At 45.7% G+C, this 18,520-nt stretch carries 21 protein-coding genes; 13 read left to right on the top strand and 8 right to left on the bottom strand.

The annotated features are described in order from the left end of the window. Positions 1–12 precede the first annotated feature (12 nt). The 5 genes from Q1V85_RS20720 to Q1V85_RS20700 form a co-directional block, all read right to left on the bottom strand. Entirely contained in the window at positions 13–396 is a 384-nt protein-coding gene (locus tag Q1V85_RS20720) for a hypothetical protein (RefSeq protein ID WP_300602646.1), read from the bottom strand. Positions 397–478: 82 nt separating this feature from the next. After that, a complete protein-coding gene (locus tag Q1V85_RS20715) occupies positions 479–967 on the bottom strand; it encodes a hypothetical protein (protein ID WP_300602643.1) in 489 nt (162 codons plus the stop codon). Positions 968–971: 4 nt separating this feature from the next. Next, a complete protein-coding gene (locus tag Q1V85_RS20710) occupies positions 972–1,298 on the bottom strand; it encodes a hypothetical protein (protein ID WP_300602640.1) in 327 nt (108 codons plus the stop codon). Positions 1,299–1,387: 89 nt separating this feature from the next. Next, the gene (locus Q1V85_RS20705; RefSeq protein ID WP_300602637.1) at positions 1,388–1,963 is read right to left on the bottom strand and encodes an RNA polymerase sigma factor; all 576 of its coding nucleotides are present in this window, start codon (positions 1,961–1,963) and stop codon (positions 1,388–1,390) included. Positions 1,964–2,013: 50 nt separating this feature from the next. Then, positions 2,014–4,872 (bottom strand): TonB-dependent receptor, encoded by a 2,859-nt coding sequence (locus tag Q1V85_RS20700; protein WP_300602634.1) that lies wholly within the window; start codon positions 4,870–4,872, stop codon positions 2,014–2,016. 199 nt (positions 4,873–5,071) lie between these two features. Here Q1V85_RS20700 and Q1V85_RS20695 point away from each other — a divergent pair, with 199 nt between their 5' ends. Next, positions 5,072–5,638: a DUF5606 domain-containing protein gene (locus Q1V85_RS20695; RefSeq protein ID WP_300602631.1), complete on the top strand. Its 567-nt coding sequence runs from the start codon at positions 5,072–5,074 to the stop codon at positions 5,636–5,638. A 154-nt stretch (positions 5,639–5,792) separates the two neighbouring features. Further along, positions 5,793–7,511, top strand: coding sequence for a M3 family oligoendopeptidase (locus Q1V85_RS20690; protein WP_300602627.1), 1,719 nt, complete (start codon positions 5,793–5,795; stop codon positions 7,509–7,511). 57 nt (positions 7,512–7,568) lie between these two features. Here the strand turns inward: Q1V85_RS20690 and Q1V85_RS20685 are convergent, their stop codons facing one another. The 3 genes from Q1V85_RS20685 to Q1V85_RS20675 form a co-directional block, all read right to left on the bottom strand. Next, positions 7,569–7,751 carry a hypothetical protein gene (locus Q1V85_RS20685; protein ID WP_300602624.1) on the bottom strand — a complete coding sequence of 61 codons (183 nt, stop codon included), beginning with the start codon at positions 7,749–7,751 and terminating at the stop codon, positions 7,569–7,571. A gap of 120 nt (positions 7,752–7,871) precedes the next feature. Beyond that, on the bottom strand, positions 7,872–8,834 hold the full coding sequence (locus Q1V85_RS20680; RefSeq protein ID WP_300602621.1) for an energy transducer TonB: 963 nt from the start codon (positions 8,832–8,834) through the stop codon (positions 7,872–7,874). 183 nt (positions 8,835–9,017) lie between these two features. Beyond that, the gene (locus tag Q1V85_RS20675; protein WP_300602619.1) at positions 9,018–10,382 is read right to left on the bottom strand and encodes a S8 family peptidase; all 1,365 of its coding nucleotides are present in this window, start codon (positions 10,380–10,382) and stop codon (positions 9,018–9,020) included. Between the two features lie 589 nt (positions 10,383–10,971). Here Q1V85_RS20675 and Q1V85_RS20670 point away from each other — a divergent pair. The 11 genes from Q1V85_RS20670 to Q1V85_RS20625 all read left to right on the top strand — a co-directional run bounded on the left by Q1V85_RS20670 (position 10,972) and on the right by Q1V85_RS20625 (position 18,515). Next, positions 10,972–11,487, top strand: a complete 516-nt coding sequence (locus Q1V85_RS20670; protein WP_300602616.1) for a DUF2911 domain-containing protein — start codon at positions 10,972–10,974, stop codon at positions 11,485–11,487. A 98-nt stretch (positions 11,488–11,585) separates the two neighbouring features. Next, positions 11,586–12,803, top strand: coding sequence for a beta-ketoacyl-[acyl-carrier-protein] synthase family protein (locus Q1V85_RS20665; protein ID WP_300602613.1), 1,218 nt, complete (start codon positions 11,586–11,588; stop codon positions 12,801–12,803). Between the two features lie 18 nt (positions 12,804–12,821). After that, entirely contained in the window at positions 12,822–13,073 is a 252-nt protein-coding gene (locus Q1V85_RS20660; RefSeq protein ID WP_300602611.1) for a phosphopantetheine-binding protein, read from the top strand. A 114-nt stretch (positions 13,074–13,187) separates the two neighbouring features. Next, entirely contained in the window at positions 13,188–13,358 is a 171-nt protein-coding gene (locus Q1V85_RS20655) for a hypothetical protein (protein WP_300602608.1), read from the top strand. Then, positions 13,340–13,636 carry a type II toxin-antitoxin system RelE/ParE family toxin gene (locus Q1V85_RS25245; RefSeq protein WP_366914023.1) on the top strand — a complete coding sequence of 99 codons (297 nt, stop codon included), beginning with the start codon at positions 13,340–13,342 and terminating at the stop codon, positions 13,634–13,636. Before Q1V85_RS20655 ends, Q1V85_RS25245 begins: the two co-directional genes overlap by 19 nt. 21 nt (positions 13,637–13,657) lie before the next feature. Next, positions 13,658–14,548: a lipid A biosynthesis acyltransferase gene (locus Q1V85_RS20650; protein ID WP_300602605.1), complete on the top strand. Its 891-nt coding sequence runs from the start codon at positions 13,658–13,660 to the stop codon at positions 14,546–14,548. Positions 14,549–14,714: 166 nt separating this feature from the next. Next, positions 14,715–15,131, top strand: a complete 417-nt coding sequence (locus Q1V85_RS20645) for a 3-hydroxyacyl-ACP dehydratase (RefSeq protein WP_300602602.1) — start codon at positions 14,715–14,717, stop codon at positions 15,129–15,131. A 33-nt stretch (positions 15,132–15,164) separates the two neighbouring features. Continuing rightward, the gene (locus tag Q1V85_RS20640) at positions 15,165–15,809 is read left to right on the top strand and encodes a hypothetical protein (RefSeq protein ID WP_300602599.1); all 645 of its coding nucleotides are present in this window, start codon (positions 15,165–15,167) and stop codon (positions 15,807–15,809) included. Further along, positions 15,809–16,228, top strand: a complete 420-nt coding sequence (locus Q1V85_RS20635; protein WP_300602597.1) for an acyl-CoA thioesterase — start codon at positions 15,809–15,811, stop codon at positions 16,226–16,228. The genes Q1V85_RS20640 and Q1V85_RS20635 overlap by 1 nt, the downstream gene beginning before the upstream one ends. 5 nt (positions 16,229–16,233) lie before the next feature. Continuing rightward, the gene (locus Q1V85_RS20630) at positions 16,234–17,367 is read left to right on the top strand and encodes a beta-ketoacyl synthase N-terminal-like domain-containing protein (protein ID WP_300602594.1); all 1,134 of its coding nucleotides are present in this window, start codon (positions 16,234–16,236) and stop codon (positions 17,365–17,367) included. A 65-nt stretch (positions 17,368–17,432) separates the two neighbouring features. After that, complete coding sequence (locus Q1V85_RS20625) at positions 17,433–18,515, top strand: class I SAM-dependent methyltransferase (RefSeq protein WP_300602591.1); 1,083 nt, start codon at positions 17,433–17,435, stop codon at positions 18,513–18,515. Positions 18,516–18,520 lie beyond the last annotated feature (5 nt).

Raw genomic sequence — 18,520 nt, 5'->3', positions numbered from 1 at the left:
TTGAAACGAGGTTTATTTTTTCCCCGTTTTGCGTAAAGCAGGTTCAATTTCTTCTTTCCACTTTTTATATTCGTCGGCTGTCAGGGCTTTTTTTAGCTGGTTATCCCGTTCTGTAAAAAGACCTTCGTTCTGTTTACGTACACTCTGATAATCCTGTTGCAATCCCTGTGCAAGTGTGGAAGAGCCCTGGATATTGTCGCGCAATTTTTCCTGCGCGGTATAAAAGTCGGTAAAGATGGTTTCTATACTGCTTCTTTTTGCCTTGTCTGGTTTTATGGCTGCATCAAATTTTGTTAAAACAGCGCCCACCTTATCTCCAACACTTTCCTTTTGGGCATAAAGGGAACTATTCAGCGTCAAAAACAGCCCTAAAACCAGGATAAATCTGCTTCTCATGTTACAAAATTATGTGATTTGATGCTATTATATAGTAGAAGAGGCTTCTTGCCCTTAAGAAAGTTGCAAGCCTGTATAATTTTTATTTATTGGGAACACCGGGAGGAACAGGACGGCCATTTCTTCCCTGCCGGATAATCTTGGTCATGAGGGAATCATATTTTGGCTGCTGCTCGGGCGTGCAAATAGACCGGGTGGCTTTAAAGTGATGAAAGGCCTTTATTTCTGCGCCTTTTTGCAGGATTGCAATTGAGTCGGCCAGCAAAGCAATCGTACTGTCGGCAACAGTGGGCTGCCGGGTAAGGTCAAATAATTGCTGTTTGATCTTACGGATCTGCTCCATATCTGTTTTGGCGCTGGTCCAGTGTTTTTGTTTTAATGCCTTGAATTGCTCCAGCTGGCTATCGGTAAAGCCTACTTCGTTTTTGAGGGCAGCGGTAAAGCCTTCCCGCTCTTTATCGAAATGGTGTTTTTTTGAAAAAATAAAGGTATATGCCAGCAATGCCAGGTTGGTGATCAGCAGCAATGCGATGATAAAAATAAGGGTTCTGTTTCGTTCCGTATTGTTCATTCCTCTATTTGTTAAAATCATAACTGGTGTTGGACGCCAGGATAAAGTTTTCGTTTTGCAGGATATCCGATTCCGTTCCGGCAGCACTTACCGTTTCTGTCCGTTGCTTACTATTGCCATCAACAATCAGGTAAACGTTTACGGTCATGATTGTTACCAGGCAGCAAACGGCTACAGCCGGTTTTGCGATCATGCTGCTGGCTCTTGTCCAGAAATTGGATTCCTCCCTCAAACGGGCCATCACCCTGGTATGCATAAAAGGCCGGGCTTCAGCCCGCCGGATATCATCCAGGCTGTTGAGGATGGTTTCAATATGATCTTGCTCTTTCATTACAAAACGGGTTTAAAGTGTTTCAGGATCGCTCTAATATTTAAATATATCTTATTAATGGTATTTGACGTCATTTTTCAGCTTTTCTTTTACGCCCGGGGTTTATAGTCTTTTTCCAGGATTTTTTTAAGATTGTTTTTTGCCCGGTGTAACAGGGATTCAATAGAGGACACGGAAGTTTCCAGTACTTCGCTTACTTCCTGGTAACTCAATCCCTCCACTTTATTTAGAATAAATGCAATACGCTGATTTTCAGGTAGCTGATCGATCGCTTTAAATAAAATGGACGCATTTTCTTTTTTATCCAGTACCACACCGGGATGTTGAAAATCCGGGGGATTTACTACTACCTGGCTATCATCTCCAAAAATGCTGCGTACAAAACCAAACCGTTTTTTTCGCTTTTTTTTGCGTTCAAAATCCAGCGATTTGGTGGTGGCGATCCGGTAAATCCAGGTAGATAGTTTAGATTCTCCTTTGAATGAATGGATCGATTGAAAAACCTGCACAAATACATCCTGTGCAATATCCTCCGCATCCTCTTCACTTTTTACAATGGCCAGGCAGGTATTGTAGACCATATTCTGGTAACTGTCAACTACCTGTTTAAACGCGGCTTCATTGCCCTGCTTTAATTCCTGTACTAATATTTCTTCGTTCAGCAATGTAATACCGGTTAATTTGGCGATATTACAAAAAAAACAGATAGTACCCGCTAAAACATTGGACCACCCTGACGTCCGCCACCGCGCATCATACCCGGAGGGCCTCCCTGCCATTCCCTTCTCCGTTCTTCGCCATCTTCACGGGCTGGCGCTTTCCCCTTGCCAAAATTGCGCAGGCTGTAGGTGAAGGTGAGCATGAAGTACTGGCGCAATACTTTTGTGGTAGTGGTCTGTATGAGGTTATAATCGTTGAGTGACTGGCTGAAACTATTGTTCTGTTTTAAAATATCAAATACTGATAATTTTAATTCTGCTTGTTTTTTTGCGAGGAATTTTTTTCCTGCGGCAGCATTCCATAATGTGTAATAAGTTCCTTTTGCACTGTTATTGGTGAAATTGAAGCCCTCATAGGAGAGGTTGGTATTGATGAACCATCCGTTTTCTGACAACAGGTTAAGTGCCAGGCTGGGACTTTGCTGTATATAATTTTGCCCGCTTGCGGCATTTTCAAGCGTACTTGCTGTTTGCGTATAGTTTAAATCGTAGCGAAGCGTAAAATCTACATACTGGCTGATGTTACTGCTCAATGATATGCCGCTTCCCAATGTATTCCTAGCAACTTTACCCACTACGTTGTTGTATTTGCTGGGTGTGTTGCTATAATTATAGCTCCCGGTGATGCTGAAGTTTGATTTGATGTATTTGATCGGAAATGCATAAACCAAAAAGCTATTGAAGTTCTGATAGCCATTCAGGTTAATGTAAGTAGTGTTCGTAATTCCCTTATTGTTAACCACATCGCTGGTAATATAATTTTGCGCCGCAGAGTAAGAAAAGTTAGCGGCAAAACTATTGCCCTTGCGGGTATTGGCATAAATGTAACGAAACGATCCCCAATGGCTGTACGATTGTTTAAGGTTGGGGTTCCCTTTAATAATATTCGTTTGACTGGAACTATCCGCTACATCCTGCAACTGGTCAACACTGGGGAAATCGGTGTTGGCCCGGTAATACGCCCGGAAACTGCTATAATTGCTGATCTTTTTCGACCACCGGAGATTGGGCAAAAAAGCTACAAAATCCTGGCTGGTTTTAACCGGGGAAGGATAGATCCGGTCGCTTTTCAGGTCAGAATACTGAACATCAAACCCCGCAGAAAACTGGTTATCCCGCCCTTTTCCTAACCGGTAATTAGCACTTCCGGTATGGGTGGTAATGGTGCTTTTAAAATTGTTGGATTGACCGGGATTAAAAAGTGTATAATCGATGCCATCATAATCGAACGTTTTCTGATCTCTTTTGTTGATGCGTAATCCCGGAGAATAGCTCAACTCCATTATTCCCTGCTGACCAATGGGCTCTGTATAGTTAATCCGGGCAGAGTAATTAGCTCCGTTTGTAGGATTTTTCCTGTATTGATTCCGGACATCCGGCAAATTAATGTTCTCAAATTTCTGGAGATTAGTCAGGTTATAACTATCTCCATCATTTTTTGAAAAGTTAGCCTGCAGGAATGTAGAAAACGTACGCCCCGGCTTTCTAAAACTGTGACGATACATTAAATTATTTCCCAGGGAATATCCGCTCCTGTTAGACCGGCTGTTTCCGTCAGAGATGTAGGAACTGTCTCCACTCTCGTAGATAGCAGTTTTGTAGGTGCTCGACGTGCTGCTGTTATTCTGAAACGTCCAACTGGGAATATACATGATCGTATTATTGGAGTCGATCTTATACTCCAGCCGCATATTGATCCGGTGCATATTGTTGTTGGAGGTAGACCGGTTGTTTGTAGAAAGGTTAAGCGTGCGCTTGTCTTCGGTAACGGTGGGCGAAAATGTAAACGATTCATTATTGTTGGTGCTGTTCCTAAAATCGTAAGACGCCGTAATGGATACTTTTTTACCCAGCTGATCAGAAAAATTGATTCCAAACGCATTGGTTTGGCTGATGCCCGGGGACTGACCCACATTCAGCGGCCCGCTACCAAATCCACCACCACCACGACCACCGCCGCCGCGGTTACCACCGCCACGGCCGCCGCTGCTCATAACTCCCAACACATCCTGTTGGGCAAAATTTTGCTGATTGATGTTGTTGAAATTGCCCAGGAGCGTTATACGTCTGCTGCCATTAAAAAAGCTGGCATTTCCTCCGCCATAGTAGCGGTTATCAGTTCCATAACCGGCAAATATGCGCCCGAACTGACCGTTTCTCAGGCCTGATTTTGTTACAATATTGATAGCTTTTGCCGTATTTCCATCATCGAACCCGGTTAACTGAGCCTGGTCGCTCATCCGGTCATATAACTGTATTTTGTCTACAACTTCGGCGGGCAGATTTTTTAATGCCATAGAAGCGTCATCCCCAAAAAAGTCCTTTCCGTCAACCGTTACCTTCTTTACCTGCTCGCCATGGCCGGTTACCGTACCATCCTTGTCAACCGTAATGCCCGGCATTTTCTTTATCAGATCTTCAACCGTGGCATCAGGGTTGGTTTTATACTGGTTGGCGCTAAACTGGGTGGTATCTCCCTTTTGGGTTACGGCTGGGGCCGTGGCTACAATTACCACGCCTTCCAGGGTAGTGGTTTTTTTGGGGATATATACATCCTCGAGGTCGGCATCCCGTAGGGTATCTGAAAGCGTTATGGCTTGTTCAAAGGTTTCAAAACCGATGGAGGTCGCTTTTAAAATATAGGCGCCCAGGCTGAGGTTACCAAAACTGAACTTTCCTTCTTTATCCGAAAGGGCGGAAGCTTTTATAGAAGAATCCGCAGCATTTTGCAGCTGAACGGTGGCCCCGGCTACGGTAGACCCCTCAACAGGATCCATCAAGGTGCCTTTTATCGATTGTCCGTTCATAGCCATTCCAGTCATCACAAGTACAAATAATAGCGCAATATGCTTCATAAATAAGGGTATAAAGTCCATTGGACGATGAAAAAGGTTCAAACTTTCGGTCAATCGTTTTGTTATGCCTTAAAAATATTGATAAATAATGACTTGCATCTTCGATTTTGCTTAAAACCGGAAAAGAATCGCATAAATAACCGCGTTTAGGCATATTCTTAAAAAAAGTCATTTATCTTGCGGCTCTTAAAAAATGACCATGGAGTATAATAAGTTAGTTGCAGTAAGTGGATTATCGGGCTTATTTGAGCTGATCAGCAGTAAAAATGACGGAGCCATTGTTCGCTCCCTGAACGACAAAACAACCAAATTCGCGTCTTCCCGCATTCACCAGTTTTCACACCTGGAAAGCATTGAGATTTATACCATCCGGGATAATGTAAACCTGGTAGACGTGTTCAATGCCATGAAGGCCGACGGCACTCCTTTGCCAGACGCGAAAGATGATAAAGCCACAAAAGCGTATTTTCAGAAAGTATATGCAGATATGGATTTTGACCGGGTATATACCTCTGATATGAAGAAGATCGTAAAGTGGTTTGATCTTCTGCAAAAGAATAACATCGAAATTAAGTTAACTGAAGCCGCTGAGGAAGCAGAACCCGCTGAAGAAGCACCGGTAGCTGAAGCAGCAGAAAAAGCAACCCCTGCCAAGAAAGCCGCTGCAAAGGCCCCGGAAGCAGCTTCCGAAGCAGCGGAACCCGTAAAAAAAGCACCGGCTAAGAAAGCCGCTGCAAAAAAAGCCGCAAAAAAGAAGGAAGATTAATCAGCACATCATTTTATAATTCGTGAACGCCCCGGTTTTGCCGGGGCGTATTGTTTTAAGGATGGTTTGCATTTTTAAAGTATATTGCTGCTCCTGCTCCGGATAACCGGATACACCCGGCTGTCCTGCATAAAGCAGCAGAAAAATGATCAACATGAAATTAGACGCAAATATTCAACCCTTACAAAGACAGTTTTTACCGGCCGGTTTTAAGATAGCAGACTGGCAAACCCTGGAGCCTTATTTTAAAGACCTGGCAGGCAGGGTGCTGCCGGATGCAGAAGCGCTGGACCGGTGGTTGCAGGACATCAGTGAGCTGGAAGCCGTAGTGAGCGAGGAGGCCTGCTGGCGCCAGATCAATATGACCCGTGATACTACGGATACGGCACTGGCCGAATCCTTTACGTTTTTTATGACGGAAATTCAGCCCAAAATTCAGCCCTATGCCGACCAGCTGAACCGGAAGCTGATCGAAAACCCGCTTTCACAGGAGCTTACGGCCCCGGAATACTTTACCTATCTGCGTAACGTGAAAAAAAATATTGAATTGTTCCGGGAAGAAAATATTCCCCTGCAATCGGAACTGGCGGTAGAAGCACAACAGTTTGGTGCCATCGCAGGAAAAATGACCGTTACCGTAAACGATCAGGAATATACCTTGCAACAGGCGGCCAAATTTCTGGAAAACCCGGACCGTACATTGCGGGAGAGCGTATACCGTAAAATAGGCGACCGGCGCCTGCAGGATAAGGATGCCCTGGATGATCTTTTTGATGCACTGCTGAAAAAGCGGCACCAGGTGGCGCTGAACGCCGGCTTTGAAAACTACCGGGATTACCGTTTTGCCGAACTGGGGCGTTTTGATTACAGCAAGGAAAATTGCTTCCAGTTTCATGAAGCCGTAAAGCAGCATGTATTACCCCTGGTGGATAAGATCTATCAACAGAAAAAGGAAAAGCTGGGGCTGGATACATTACGCCCCTGGGATATTGATGCGGAGCCCGCCGGCACCGAACCGTTACATCCCTTTAATACCGGCAGCGAGCTGGTGGAAAAGGCCATTCATTGCTTCAATGAACTGAAACCTTTTTTTGGTGACTGTTTGCATAAGATGAACGAAATGGGCCGGCTCGACCTGGAAAGCCGGAAGGGAAAAGCGCCGGGCGGGTATAACTGTCCGCTGGCTGAAACAGGAGCGCCCTTTATCTTTATGAATGCGGCCGGTACCATGGATGATGTAACCACCATGGTGCACGAAGGCGGCCATGCCATCCATTCTTTTTTAACACATCCCTTAAAATTATCGGCTTTTAAAGAATATCCGACGGAGATTGCGGAAGTGGCCAGCATGAGCATGGAATTATTCAGCATGGAACACTGGACAGAATTTTTTAAAACCCCGGAAGAACTCAAAAGAGCGCACGGGCAGCAACTGGAGCGGGTGCTGACCATCTTCCCCTGGATTGCCACCATCGATCAGTTCCAGCACTGGATCTATGAGCATCCCACGCATACCCGGGAGGAGCGACGCTCCGCATGGCAAACCATACTGGCTTCCTTTACACCGCAAACACTGGTCACGAGCGGATTGGAAGATTACCGGAACTTCAGCTGGCAGCGCCAGTTGCATTTATATGAGGTACCGTTTTACTATATTGAATATGGCATTGCCCAATTGGGGGCCATCGGCCTTTGGCAACAATACAAACAGGATAAAACACAGGCCCTGGAGCACTATATACAGGCCCTGAGCCTGGGCGGAACCCGCCCGCTGCCACAACTCTTTGAAGCGGCGGGGTTAAGATTTGATCTTTCACCGGATCATATCAAAGGTTTGATGGAATTTGTAAAGGGCGAGTTGGACCGGCTTTAATAGCAATGATATTGAACATAAAAAAGCTCCGGTAAAAGGAGCTTTTTTATGCCGTATTTAGCGGTATTCATAATGACCGTGCACCCGGTGGTGATGGCCGTAGTAACCGGGCGACCAGTAGCCGGGTACCCATACGCGATGCCGGTATCCATGCGGATAGGCACTTACCATACAGGAGCCCAAACCGGAGAGGAACAGCATAAACAGCATTCCCCAAATAACTGTTTTTAACGTTTTCATAGAACATTGTTTTAATCAATAAAACGGATACGATTATTGGAATAAGAACAGGGGAAAAAGTTTAACGCGCACAATTGCCTGAGCCGTTAAAAGCAACTTAAAGTAAGGGCTAACGCGCACTCACCATCCTGAAGGTTCCTGGTTGGGATACCGCCGGGGGGTATTTTTACCCGGGGTGGATGGCATTTGTTGAGTGATGGTAAATATGATCGGTTGTTTCCGGTATGCTTTAATAGCGCGGCCATATTGTTGGGCGGGGATCCACTTTCCCGAATTCCGGATCACCCGGATGGCTTCATCTTCCATCCCATATCCGTTGTTGGTAAGGGCTTTGATATCCGAAATATTGCCTTCTTTATCAATGACGAACTGGATGATCACCCGGTATTGGCCCGGAAATGCCCCCTTCCGGATCGGCACAGCGGCATCCAGGGTTCGGGTAAGATAGGAGGCCCAGGCGTTTAACCCGCCGGGAAAGCTGGCGTCTTTGTCTTCCCGGCTATAGAGGCTGTCGCCATTGGTTACCGTGCCGTCGGCATGGAAAATCTTCTCAATACCCTTGTTCCCCCAAAAAGCAAATTCCCGGGTCTTCCGGCCCGTTGTGTCGTAGTTGATATACTGCAGGGTATTATGAATGCTGTCGGTAATGGTTTCATTAAGAATGGTATTTTCTCTAAAATACCGGAATTGCTTTTTAAAGACAACCACTCCCCCGGCATACAGCATGGAGTCGGTTTGCCGGCCTTTTTCATCCCATTTTTGGGTAACCCCTTCCTGTACATTATATACGTAGCGTTTTACCTGCTGCACACGGCCGTTCTTGTAGTAATCGATACTGATCCCGTGCAATATGCTCAACGAAGAGTCGGTGTAGGCCGCCGAAAATATTTTTTGATTATTGGCTGTCAAAAGAAAATCCACCCAAACAACAGAATCCTGTTTTACACCCTTACCATATACAAGGGCATGCTCTTTGTCAGTGGGGGACAGGTTGGCATCAAAATAATAGGAATACCATTTTTGCTGGGCGTTTACAGGAAGCGACAATAGCAGTATCAAAAAAGCAGTAAGGATGGTTTTCATAATTGAATGTGTTGGGAACGCATTAATGTATCCCAAATATACAGTATTCTAAATACTGTTCAATGGCTATGCGGGGTTTTAAATTATACGGGATGTTTCAATAGGGAGGCTGTTGAAAGCTATTAAAAAAAGGCTGTTTTCCCGGTAAGAAAACAGCCCCGTGCACAAATGCAAAGGTCCCGGTTAAAACCTGCTGATATCCAGCCGGCCGCCGGTAACGCACTTGCCGGAAAGCGAAGGTGTGGGAATAGCAGCATTCATAATTGCGGTTCTTATTTCTTTCATGCTGGCACCGGGATGCGTTGAGGCATACAGTGCTGCAGCACCCGCTACGTGTGGTGCAGCCATAGAAGTTCCGCTCATAGCCGCATAGCCATTGTTCAGGTAGGTAGAAATGATCACTTCTCCCGGGGCGGCAATATCGACCGTATTGGCACCGTAGTTTGAGAAGCTGGAAAGATTGCCTGCGCGGTTGATAGACGCAACAGAAATGATATTGTCTCCTTTATAACTTGCCGGGTACACGGCTGTTTTGTCATTATTGCTGGCACTATTACCGGCTGCCGCAATAATAAGGATGCCTGCTTTATTGGCTCTTTTAATGGCTGCTTCAAGGTTTTTGGAGCTGGCACTACCCTCCCAGGAGCAACAGAGCGCAACAATATTGAGTTTTTGTTTTGTTTTTAAAGCAATAAAATAATCAATGGCCAGTGCTGCCGCAAATGCATTACCTGTGGTACCTTCAATAAATTTTGCACCAAGCAGTTTTACATTCCAAACCACGCCGGCTACGCCGATGCCATTGCCTCCTTCAGCGCCGATGATTCCGGCCACATGTGTGCCATGAAAATCGCTGCCATTGTAAATAGTGGGGGCGTTGTCGTAAAAGCTCCAGCCATAAACGTCGTCAATATAACCGTTCTTATCGTCATCAATTCCATTGCCGGGAATTTCACCGGGGTTCACTCCGGCATTATTCCTCAGATCCTCATGCTCATACATATACCCCTGGTCAACTACACCCACATATACGTTTGCGGAACCTGTTTTATGATTGCCCCAGGCGGTGCTGGCCTGGCATCCGTATCCGCCGGCCTGCATATTCCACTGGGCGCTGGTAAAATAAGGGTCGTTGGAAACATCGGCCGTACGGTAAATGTAGTTCGGCTCAATAAATTCGATCTCAGATGCACCCTTTACATTATCAATAGCGGCCATCACATCCGAAGATGTTTCGATCAGGTCAATGTCGCCTTCATCTTCAAAGCCAGGAATGGCTTTTGAATTGAGTTTGCCCTTTTGTTTGCCTTTTAGTTTTGTAAAAATGGCCGTTTTATTTTTAGCCGGGGTTCCGTCTTTGAATTTTACCAGCAGCTGGCCGGGAACATAGTCTTCGTTTGAGCCGGCCTCAGCCAGTCGTTGCGCTTTACTTGCTGCGGTTAATGATTGGGATAAGGTATCGGAATCTGTTCCGCTTTTTTGACAACTATACAAACACAGGCCGAGACATAAACCCGCAGCGAGTTTGAATGATTCTTTGATCATCATGGTTTAGAGTTTAAAAATGTTTATTAAAGGGCCGGAACAAGGGTTCAAGGTTCCCGGAGTGATGCGAAAGTATTAACAAAATCGGACATTTGAATAATTGATTCGGAATAGAGTCGCTAAATGTTGAAATTCCTGAATGGCACTTTGTTAAACGGATGATTTACAGACCGTTTTTACAGCGCTAACGATTCGGTTTGCCGGAATATTTCGGCATTTATTAACTACAAACGGCCTTCTGGTCAGCCCGGATCTTTGTAGAAGGAACCGGCTGGCGTCAGGGTTCAAAAACCACAGATGTAGCGGGGCGGATCGATTATAAAATCGATAACTGTTATTCCTTTTATCTGCTTAAACCTTCGGTACGTTCAGGCTAAAGAATAAGTGGTAACGAAGAAAAATGAAGTGCTTGCTTTTTTTTAACAATGGTCCTGATTTTTGTTATCTTTATCAGACGGCCTGGGTGGGTTGAAGTGTTGATGAAATGCAGTACCGGGTAGCCGCCCTTAAATCCAGGTTCCGGATCAGGCGTGCGGTTTCGAAAAAGAATCGAAGAGAAGGCTTGTTTATGCAAATTTTTAAAAAAGGTTATATGAAAAAACTATTATTTTTTTTAGCAGGGATCTGCCTGGTGATCGGTGTATCGGCCCAGAACGGTGAAAAGAAAAAGCCGGCCAGCCCTCCGGCATCGGTTTCAAAAACGACCAAATCGGGGGTAACCGTTTCCATAAATTACAGTCAGCCATCTGTAAAAGGACGTACCATCGGCAAGGATGTAGAACCGATGGATGGAAAAGTATGGCGCGCAGGAGCCAACAAAACCACGCTTTTTGAACTGAGCAAGGATGCCACCATTAATGGGAAACCCTTGCCAGCAGGAAAGTACGGATTGCATGTATTAACCGGAAACGGTGACTGGACCTTTATCTTCAGTAAAAAATGGGATCAGTGGGGTACGGAATACAGCGAAGGGGATGATGCCCTCCGGGTAACCGTAAAAAGTAAAAAACCGGCAAAATTTGCGGAAGTATTAACCTATACCATTGGCGACAATGGCCTGGTTTCGCTTTCCTGGGGCGATCATGAAGCGGGGTTTACCGTAAAATAGCCTACCGTTCATAAGAGATGATACTAAGGGTTCTCCCGTTTGGGTGTAACCCTTTTTAGTGACCGGCATGAATGTGTTTTCCTGTTAAATTTGCACGAATGAACAGAGTGGTGATAACAGGCCGTGGAATTTATTCCTGCATCGGCAAGAACCTTGCAGAAGTAAAAGACTCTTTGTACCAGGGAAAGTCGGGAATCATATTTGATCCCGTTCGTAAAGCATTTGGATACCGGTCTGCCCTTACCGGGTTTGTAGAGCGTCCTTCGCTCAAAGGACTGCTGGACCGGCGCTCCCGCATCATGCTTCCGGAAGAAGGAGAATATGCCTATATGGCAACAATTGAAGCACTCCGCGAAGCCGGTCTTTCCGAAGAAGACCTGGCGCGTTTGGAACCGGGCATTCTTTATGGAAACGACAGTTCAGCCAAGGCGGTGATCGAATCCACCGACCTGATCCGCGAAAAAAAAGATACCATGCTGGTAGGATCGGCTGCCGTATTTCAGACACTGAATTCTACGGTAACCATGAACCTGGCAACCATCTTTAAGTTAAAAGGCATTAATTTAACGGTAAGTGCTGCCTGCGCCAGCGGTTCGCATGCCATCGGGCTGGCCTATATCCTTATCAAAATGGGTTTGCAGGATTGTGTTGTGGCCGGAGGAGCGCAGGAGATCAATCATTTGTCGATGGGTACATTTGATGCCCTGGGCGCTTTTTCGGTAAGAGAAGACGCTCCGGAAAAAGCATCCCGTCCGTTTGATAAAGACCGCGACGGCCTTATTCCCAGCGGTGGTGCGGCTACGGTAATCCTCGAAAGCCTGGAATCTGCTGAAAAAAGAGGTGCAAAGATCCTGGCAGAAGTGATCGGGTATGGATTTTCCTCTAACGGAGAGCATATCTCCAATCCAACCGTGGCAGGGCCTGCAAAATCGCTGCGGATGGCGCTGAATGATGCAGGGGTGGAGCCCGGTGTGATCGACTACATCAATGCCCATGCTACCAGCACACCCGCAGGTGATACCAGCGAGGCCAAGGCCATTGCGGAAGTGTTCCAGGGATGCAATACACCTGTAAGTTCCACAAAATCAATGACCGGCCATGAGTGCTGGATGGCAGGAGCCAGCGAAATTGTGTATTCCAGTATCATGATGGAGCACGGATTTATAGCCCCCAATATCAATTTTGAAAACCCGGATACAGATACTGCAGCCCTAAATATTGTAAAAAATACAACGAATAAAAATATAGATGTATTTTTGTCCAATTCATTTGGGTTTGGGGGAACCAACTCTACCCTCATTGTAAAAAAGTGGTAATTTGAGCTAATGCTAAGCATGGAGAAAATAATAGATACAACCAATGCATTTTTGGTAGATGAATTTGAGGCCGATGCGGACCTGATAAAGCCGGAGGCAAGTCTCAAAGAAGTATTGGACCTGGATAGCCTGGATTATATCGATCTGGTGGTAGCCCTGGAAAGCAACTTTCATTTTAAGGTACAGCCCGGCGATTTTCTGCCGCTGGTAACCTTCAATGATTTCTATAATTATATACACGCGCAGATCCGGAAAAAAGAGGCGGCCTAACTCCTGATTTTTATTAATTATTGAATGAACAGCAATCTGTTAACAGGGAAATAAAACTTTTCTGAGTGCTATAAGTGTGCACAAAAAAAGGTATTTTTACTAAAAGTACGTGTTATGGGCACCCTGGTCATCGATAAGAAAAAGTTCGTTGTTATTGAGGAAAAAAAATTTGAGAAGCTGGAGCTTTTGGCTGCTCAAAAAACGGCTTCTGCAAAAAAACTTTCACTGGCGGAAGGGAAAAAACTGGCATATAAACTGATTGATAAATGGTCACAAGGGAAGTAAGGATTTTAGAGACCGCAGCTTCTACTATAGCAGAAATAGCCTATTTTATTGAATCAAAAGGACTGCCACAAACCGCCAAAAAATTTGTTAACGATATTTTCTCCTTTATTGAAAAACTTGCTGATAAAAGGATAGTTCATAAGCCCTGTAAGTATGAACGGTGGACCGATCTGAATTATCGATGTGTTTCTTATAAAAAGAAATACGTAATTGCATACTTAAATCATACAAGCGAAATTGTTATCTGCGATATTGTTTCGTTTAAAATGCTTTTTTAGCAGCAAAATTCAATCCGATTAATGGCAAACTGGGATGGAAGCTCCAGGGGAACAAAACTGGGCTACAGCATTTTTATCGGCCTTTTAAAAGCAGGAGGCACAGCGCCGGCCTATTTCCTGCTGCGGTTTGTAGCATTTTATTATTTTTTATGCAGTGCCCGGGCCAACCAGGCCATAAAATACTACCTGCACAAACGGTTAGGGTATTCCGGTTTAAAAGCCCTCCGGCTCCGCTACCGGAATTATTACTGGTTTGGGCAGGCACTCATCGACCGGATCGTAATGATGAGCGGCATCCGGAACCGTTTTTCTTTTGATTTTGATGGCGAAGCACACCTCCGTGAAATGGTGGCTGCCGGAAAGGGGGGGCTCTTGCTGAGCGCCCATATCGGTAACTGGGAAATTGCCGGCCACCTGCTTAAAAGACTCAATGCCAGGATCAACATCGTGATGTATGACGGGGAACACCGGCAAATAAAGGAATACCTGGATGGGGTTACCGGCGGGCGCAATGCCCGCATCATCGTCATCCGGGATAATATATCCCATATTTACGAGATCATGGAGGCGCTGAATAATAACGAACTGGTCTGTATGCATGCGGACCGGTTTTTGGAAGGGAACAAAACGCTCACCATTCCTTTTCTTGGTGCCCCTGCCCGGTTTCCTGCAGGGCCCTTTACCATTGCGGCAAAACTGCCGGTGCCGGTTTCTTTTGTATTTGCATTAAAGGAATCATCCCGGCACTATCATTTTTTTGCTACTCCGGGAATGGTATACCGCAATCACCCTGAAAAAGCCGGTCCCGAAGCGATCCTGGCCGATTTTGCGCAGCAGATGGCCGAAAAAGTACAGCGTTATCCCGATCAATGGTACAATTATTACCCGTTTTGGAATGAAACCAGGTCATAAACAGGCGGGATTTCCGATCCCGGCGGCAGTAGTTTCCCTTTCCATGAACCCCGAATGACGATTGATCCGGTACAAATAACAACCGGGATAAAAACTCCTGCTGCAAACCAAAGTTTCTGTAATTTTAGCGCGTTGGCCTTGGAAAACGCCAACTGTTTATTAGAGTATGAGTATAGCCAAGGACATTTTGCCTTATATTCCGCAACGCCCCCCTTTTGTGATGGTGCAAACGCTGGAGCGTTCGGATGATAGTGGCGCTACAACACAGTTTACAGTAACAGAAGACAATATCCTGGTAGCAGACGGGTTTTTAAAAGAACCCGGACTGGTAGAAAATATTGCTCAAACGGCAGCAGCGCGTATCGGATACAGCTGTAAACAGGAAAACAAACCGGTTCCGGTGGGCTTTATCGGGGCTGTACAACAGTTAAAAATAAACCGGTTGCCGGCCATCGGCGAGGTACTGGAAACGTCTGTTCTTATTAAAAATCAGGTATTCAATGCCACCATTGTGGATGGCAGCATCGCTATAAATGGCGATGTGATCGCTTCCTGTGAAATGCGCATATTTGTTGCCGGATAAAATTTTTTCAACAACTAAAAACAAACATAAATCATGAAAAAGATCTCCACCAAAATATTGTTGCTGCTTTTTGCATTTACCGCAGTAACCGGATTGCGCAGCCAGGCCCAAACCCTCAGTGAGGTATTGACCAACAAAGAAACGCCGATCTATTATTTCGGCATTGACTTTACAAAAGCAAAACTGATCGGTGACGCTGCTGCAAAGGCCGATGATATTGTGGCCCGCCAGTTTGATGGTATTAACGATCTGATGGTAAATGAGTCTAAAAAGTACGACATTGCCGGTGCGTTCCGGAAAGATGAACTCAACAGCGACCTCAGTTTTGTATCTAAGAGAAACCAGAAGCGGGACCCCGAAACACTGCTTTCTTCCAGTTCAGAAGATTACAACCACCTAAAGGAAAGTGATATCACTACCCTGGTAAAGGGATTTAATACCGGCGATAAAAAAGGTACAGGGCTCTTGTTTGTAGTAGATGGAATGAGTAAGCCCAAAAAGGAATTATCGGTTTGGGTAACTTTATTCGATATCCGTTCAAAAAAGATATTGATAACGGAGCGCGTAGAGGGTTCTGTAGGTATGGGTTTTAGCTTCCGGAACTACTGGGCCACCGGGTTCAAAAAAGTGATCGACAATATTAAAAGCAGTAAATACGCTGCGTGGAAATCGAAATAATGAAGGAACTTAAAGATACAACCGAGGTGCTCATCCGTTTTAACGAAGCCGATCCGCTGGGCATTGTCTGGCATGGTCATTACATCCGCTATTTTGAAGATGGCCGGGAAGCTTTCGGAAAAAAATATGGTATCGGTTATCTTGATTTTTTTAAGGAAAATGTGGTGGTGCCGATCGTTCACGCAGAATGCAATTACAAGAAGTCGCTGAAATTCGGCGACAGTGTAGTGGTAGAAACCATTTACGAGCCTTGTGAAGCGGCCAAGATCAATTTCCGGTTTAATTTATACAAAGCTTCAGACCGGTCCCTCGTGGCAACCGGCAGAACCACACAGGTTTTCCTGGATAAGGATACACAAACCCTTTTATTGAACAATCCTCCGTTCTTTCAGGAGTGGAAGCAAAAATTTGTGAAATAAAGGGCATGAAGAAGGTGTTCGTTTTAGCGCAGAATATTGTTTCCCCCCTGGGAAACACGGCAAAAGAGAACTTCGAAGCGCTGTCTGCCGGGCGAACAGCGGTTTCCGTACACAATGACGCCTCCAAAAGCCCCGTGCCGTTTTGTGCCGCGTTGATGGATCCGGCATTTTACGAAAACAACGCCTCCTTCACTCCTTTTGAAGCGCTCACGGCAGCTTCCATGGCGGATGTGATCCGGCAGGCGGATATAGATCCCGCAGCGCCGGATACGGCATGGATCCTTTCCACTACCAAGGGCAATATCGGTTTGCTGGAAACACAACCGGTAACCGGCGAGCTAAAAAAAGAGGTAGGACTAACGGTATCTGCCCGGAAAATTTCGGACTATTTTGGTTTTAAGCATCCTCCGCTGATCGTTTCTCATGCCTGTATTTCCGGAACCCTGGCCATTATTACCGCCAAACGAATGCTGGAAGCCGGTAAATATAAAACGGTTGTAGTAGCCGGTGCAGATCTGATCACCCGTTTTATCCTGTCGGGGTTTCAATCGTTTCATGCAGTAAGCGATGTGCTTTGCAAACCGTTTGATGCCAACCGCAATGGGATCAACCTGGGAGAGGCCGCCGCTTCAATGGTGCTTTCCACTACGCGCCCGGCAGGAACAGACACCGTCATCATAAGCGGAGGCGGCGTAAGCAATGATGCCAATCATATCTCCGGACCTTCCAGAACGGGTGCAGAATTGTTTATGGCCATTGATCATGCCATGAAGGAAGCGGAAGTTGCTGCTGCAGCCATCGACTTTATCTCCGCACATGGAACAGCTACCATCTATAATGATGATATGGAGAGCAGGGCCATCAACCTTGCCGGATTACAAACGGTTCCCGTAAATAGTCTGAAAGGATACTACGGGCACACCCTGGGTGCTGCCGGTTTGCTGGAAACGGTTATGGGTATTGAATCATTGCACCATCAAACCATCATTCCAACCCTGGGATTTGAAACGCCCGGAACGGCAGAACCCATTCATGTTTGCAGCACACTTACCAAAAAACCGGTATATGCGTTCTTAAAAACAGCCTCCGGTTTTGGAGGTTGTAATGCGGCAATTGTGGTTCAGAAGGAAAAGCGTTGAGGAGCATCGGCTTCCAGATTGAAATAAGATGGCACAACGTCAATAATTTTTTTTAAACTTAAATAATGATAGATTTCTACAAAGGAGAACATTATACAGCGATGGAAGGGAAGCACATGGCGCAGATCATTGCCCATGGACCGATCGTATTTCAGGTAGCACGTGTGTTAAGAGATAAGCAGATACTGACGGTAATCGAAGAAGCCCGGAGCGCAGGGATCGCATTAAACGATATTTGTGAAAAAGTAGGCCTTTCTGAATATGCCGTGCGGGTGTTGCTGGAAGCCGGCCTGGGGATGCACCTGGTAAAGTATACCTCCGATGAGAAATTTGCATTAACAAAGACAGGCTATTTTATCCTGCACGATCCGCTTACCAATGTAAATATGAATTTTGTACAGGATATCTGTTATAAAGGAATGTATCATCTTGAGGAAGCCATCGAAACCGGCAAACCCGCCGGATTGCCGGAGCTGGGCAACTGGTCCACCGTTTATGAGGGGCTTTCACAATTGACTCCCCGGCAACAAAAAAGCTGGTTTGAATATGATCATTTCTTTTCCGATATCGCGTTCCCGGCGGTTTTAAAACATATTTATAAGCCGGAGAACCATATAAAAAAACTGCTGGAGATCGGCGGCAATACCGGTAAATGGGCATTGGCATCTACCAAATTCGATAAGGAAGTGGCTATCACCATTGTGGATCTGCCGGGGCAGGCGGCCATGGCAAAAAAGAATATCGAGGAGTTGGGCCTGGGCAACCGGGTTGATTTTTATCCGGCCAATGTACTGGATGAATCGGTTGTTTTCCCTGTGGGCTATGATGCCGTATGGATGAGCCAGTTCCTGGATTGTTTTTCAGAAGATGAGATCGTTTCCATTATGAAACGGTGCGGCGCAGCACTGAACGATGATGGAAGTATCTATATCCTGGAAGCGTTCTGGGACAATCAGCGGTTTGAAACCTCCGCGTTCTGCATTCAGCAATTGTCCATTTATTTTACGGCCATTGCCAATGGCAACAGCCAGATGTATGACTCCAGGGTGTTTAAGAAATGCGTGGAAAAGGCAGGCTTTGAGATCGTGGAGCAGGTACAGGGTATCGGGCTCAGCCACACCTTGCTGAAATGTAAAAAGAAGGGCTAACTTTG

Source organism: Niabella sp. (genome assembly GCF_030150205.1).
In the GTDB taxonomy this organism is placed as follows: Bacteria; Bacteroidota; Bacteroidia; order Chitinophagales; family Chitinophagaceae; genus Niabella.
Note: the sequence above shows the minus strand (reverse complement) of the source record. Positions and strands in the feature narration are given on the sequence as shown.

Bases quoted from the DNA above. Each gene is read 5' to 3' on its own strand.
- Q1V85_RS20720 (WP_300602646.1), bottom strand. From the start codon at position 396: ATGAGAAGCAGATTTATCCTGGTTTTAGGGCTGTTTTTGACGCTGAAT.
- Q1V85_RS20715 (WP_300602643.1), bottom strand. From the start codon at position 967: ATGAACAATACGGAACGAAACAGAACCCTTATTTTTATCATCGCATTG.
- Q1V85_RS20710 (WP_300602640.1), bottom strand. From the start codon at position 1,298: ATGAAAGAGCAAGATCATATTGAAACCATCCTCAACAGCCTGGATGAT.
- Q1V85_RS20700 (WP_300602634.1), bottom strand. From the start codon at position 4,872: ATGAAGCATATTGCGCTATTATTTGTACTTGTGATGACTGGAATGGCT.
- Q1V85_RS20695 (WP_300602631.1), top strand. From the start codon at position 5,072: ATGGAGTATAATAAGTTAGTTGCAGTAAGTGGATTATCGGGCTTATTT.
- Q1V85_RS20690 (WP_300602627.1), top strand. From the start codon at position 5,793: ATGAAATTAGACGCAAATATTCAACCCTTACAAAGACAGTTTTTACCG.
- Q1V85_RS20685 (WP_300602624.1), bottom strand. From the start codon at position 7,751: ATGAAAACGTTAAAAACAGTTATTTGGGGAATGCTGTTTATGCTGTTC.
- Q1V85_RS20680 (WP_300602621.1), bottom strand. From the start codon at position 8,834: ATGAAAACCATCCTTACTGCTTTTTTGATACTGCTATTGTCGCTTCCT.
- Q1V85_RS20675 (WP_300602619.1), bottom strand. From the start codon at position 10,382: ATGATGATCAAAGAATCATTCAAACTCGCTGCGGGTTTATGTCTCGGC.
- Q1V85_RS20670 (WP_300602616.1), top strand. From the start codon at position 10,972: ATGAAAAAACTATTATTTTTTTTAGCAGGGATCTGCCTGGTGATCGGT.
- Q1V85_RS20665 (WP_300602613.1), top strand. From the start codon at position 11,586: ATGAACAGAGTGGTGATAACAGGCCGTGGAATTTATTCCTGCATCGGC.
- Q1V85_RS20660 (WP_300602611.1), top strand. From the start codon at position 12,822: ATGGAGAAAATAATAGATACAACCAATGCATTTTTGGTAGATGAATTT.
- Q1V85_RS20655 (WP_300602608.1), top strand. From the start codon at position 13,188: ATGGGCACCCTGGTCATCGATAAGAAAAAGTTCGTTGTTATTGAGGAA.
- Q1V85_RS25245 (WP_366914023.1), top strand. From the start codon at position 13,340: ATGGTCACAAGGGAAGTAAGGATTTTAGAGACCGCAGCTTCTACTATA.
- Q1V85_RS20650 (WP_300602605.1), top strand. From the start codon at position 13,658: ATGGCAAACTGGGATGGAAGCTCCAGGGGAACAAAACTGGGCTACAGC.
- Q1V85_RS20645 (WP_300602602.1), top strand. From the start codon at position 14,715: ATGAGTATAGCCAAGGACATTTTGCCTTATATTCCGCAACGCCCCCCT.
- Q1V85_RS20640 (WP_300602599.1), top strand. From the start codon at position 15,165: ATGAAAAAGATCTCCACCAAAATATTGTTGCTGCTTTTTGCATTTACC.
- Q1V85_RS20635 (WP_300602597.1), top strand. From the start codon at position 15,809: ATGAAGGAACTTAAAGATACAACCGAGGTGCTCATCCGTTTTAACGAA.
- Q1V85_RS20630 (WP_300602594.1), top strand. From the start codon at position 16,234: ATGAAGAAGGTGTTCGTTTTAGCGCAGAATATTGTTTCCCCCCTGGGA.
- Q1V85_RS20625 (WP_300602591.1), top strand. From the start codon at position 17,433: ATGATAGATTTCTACAAAGGAGAACATTATACAGCGATGGAAGGGAAG.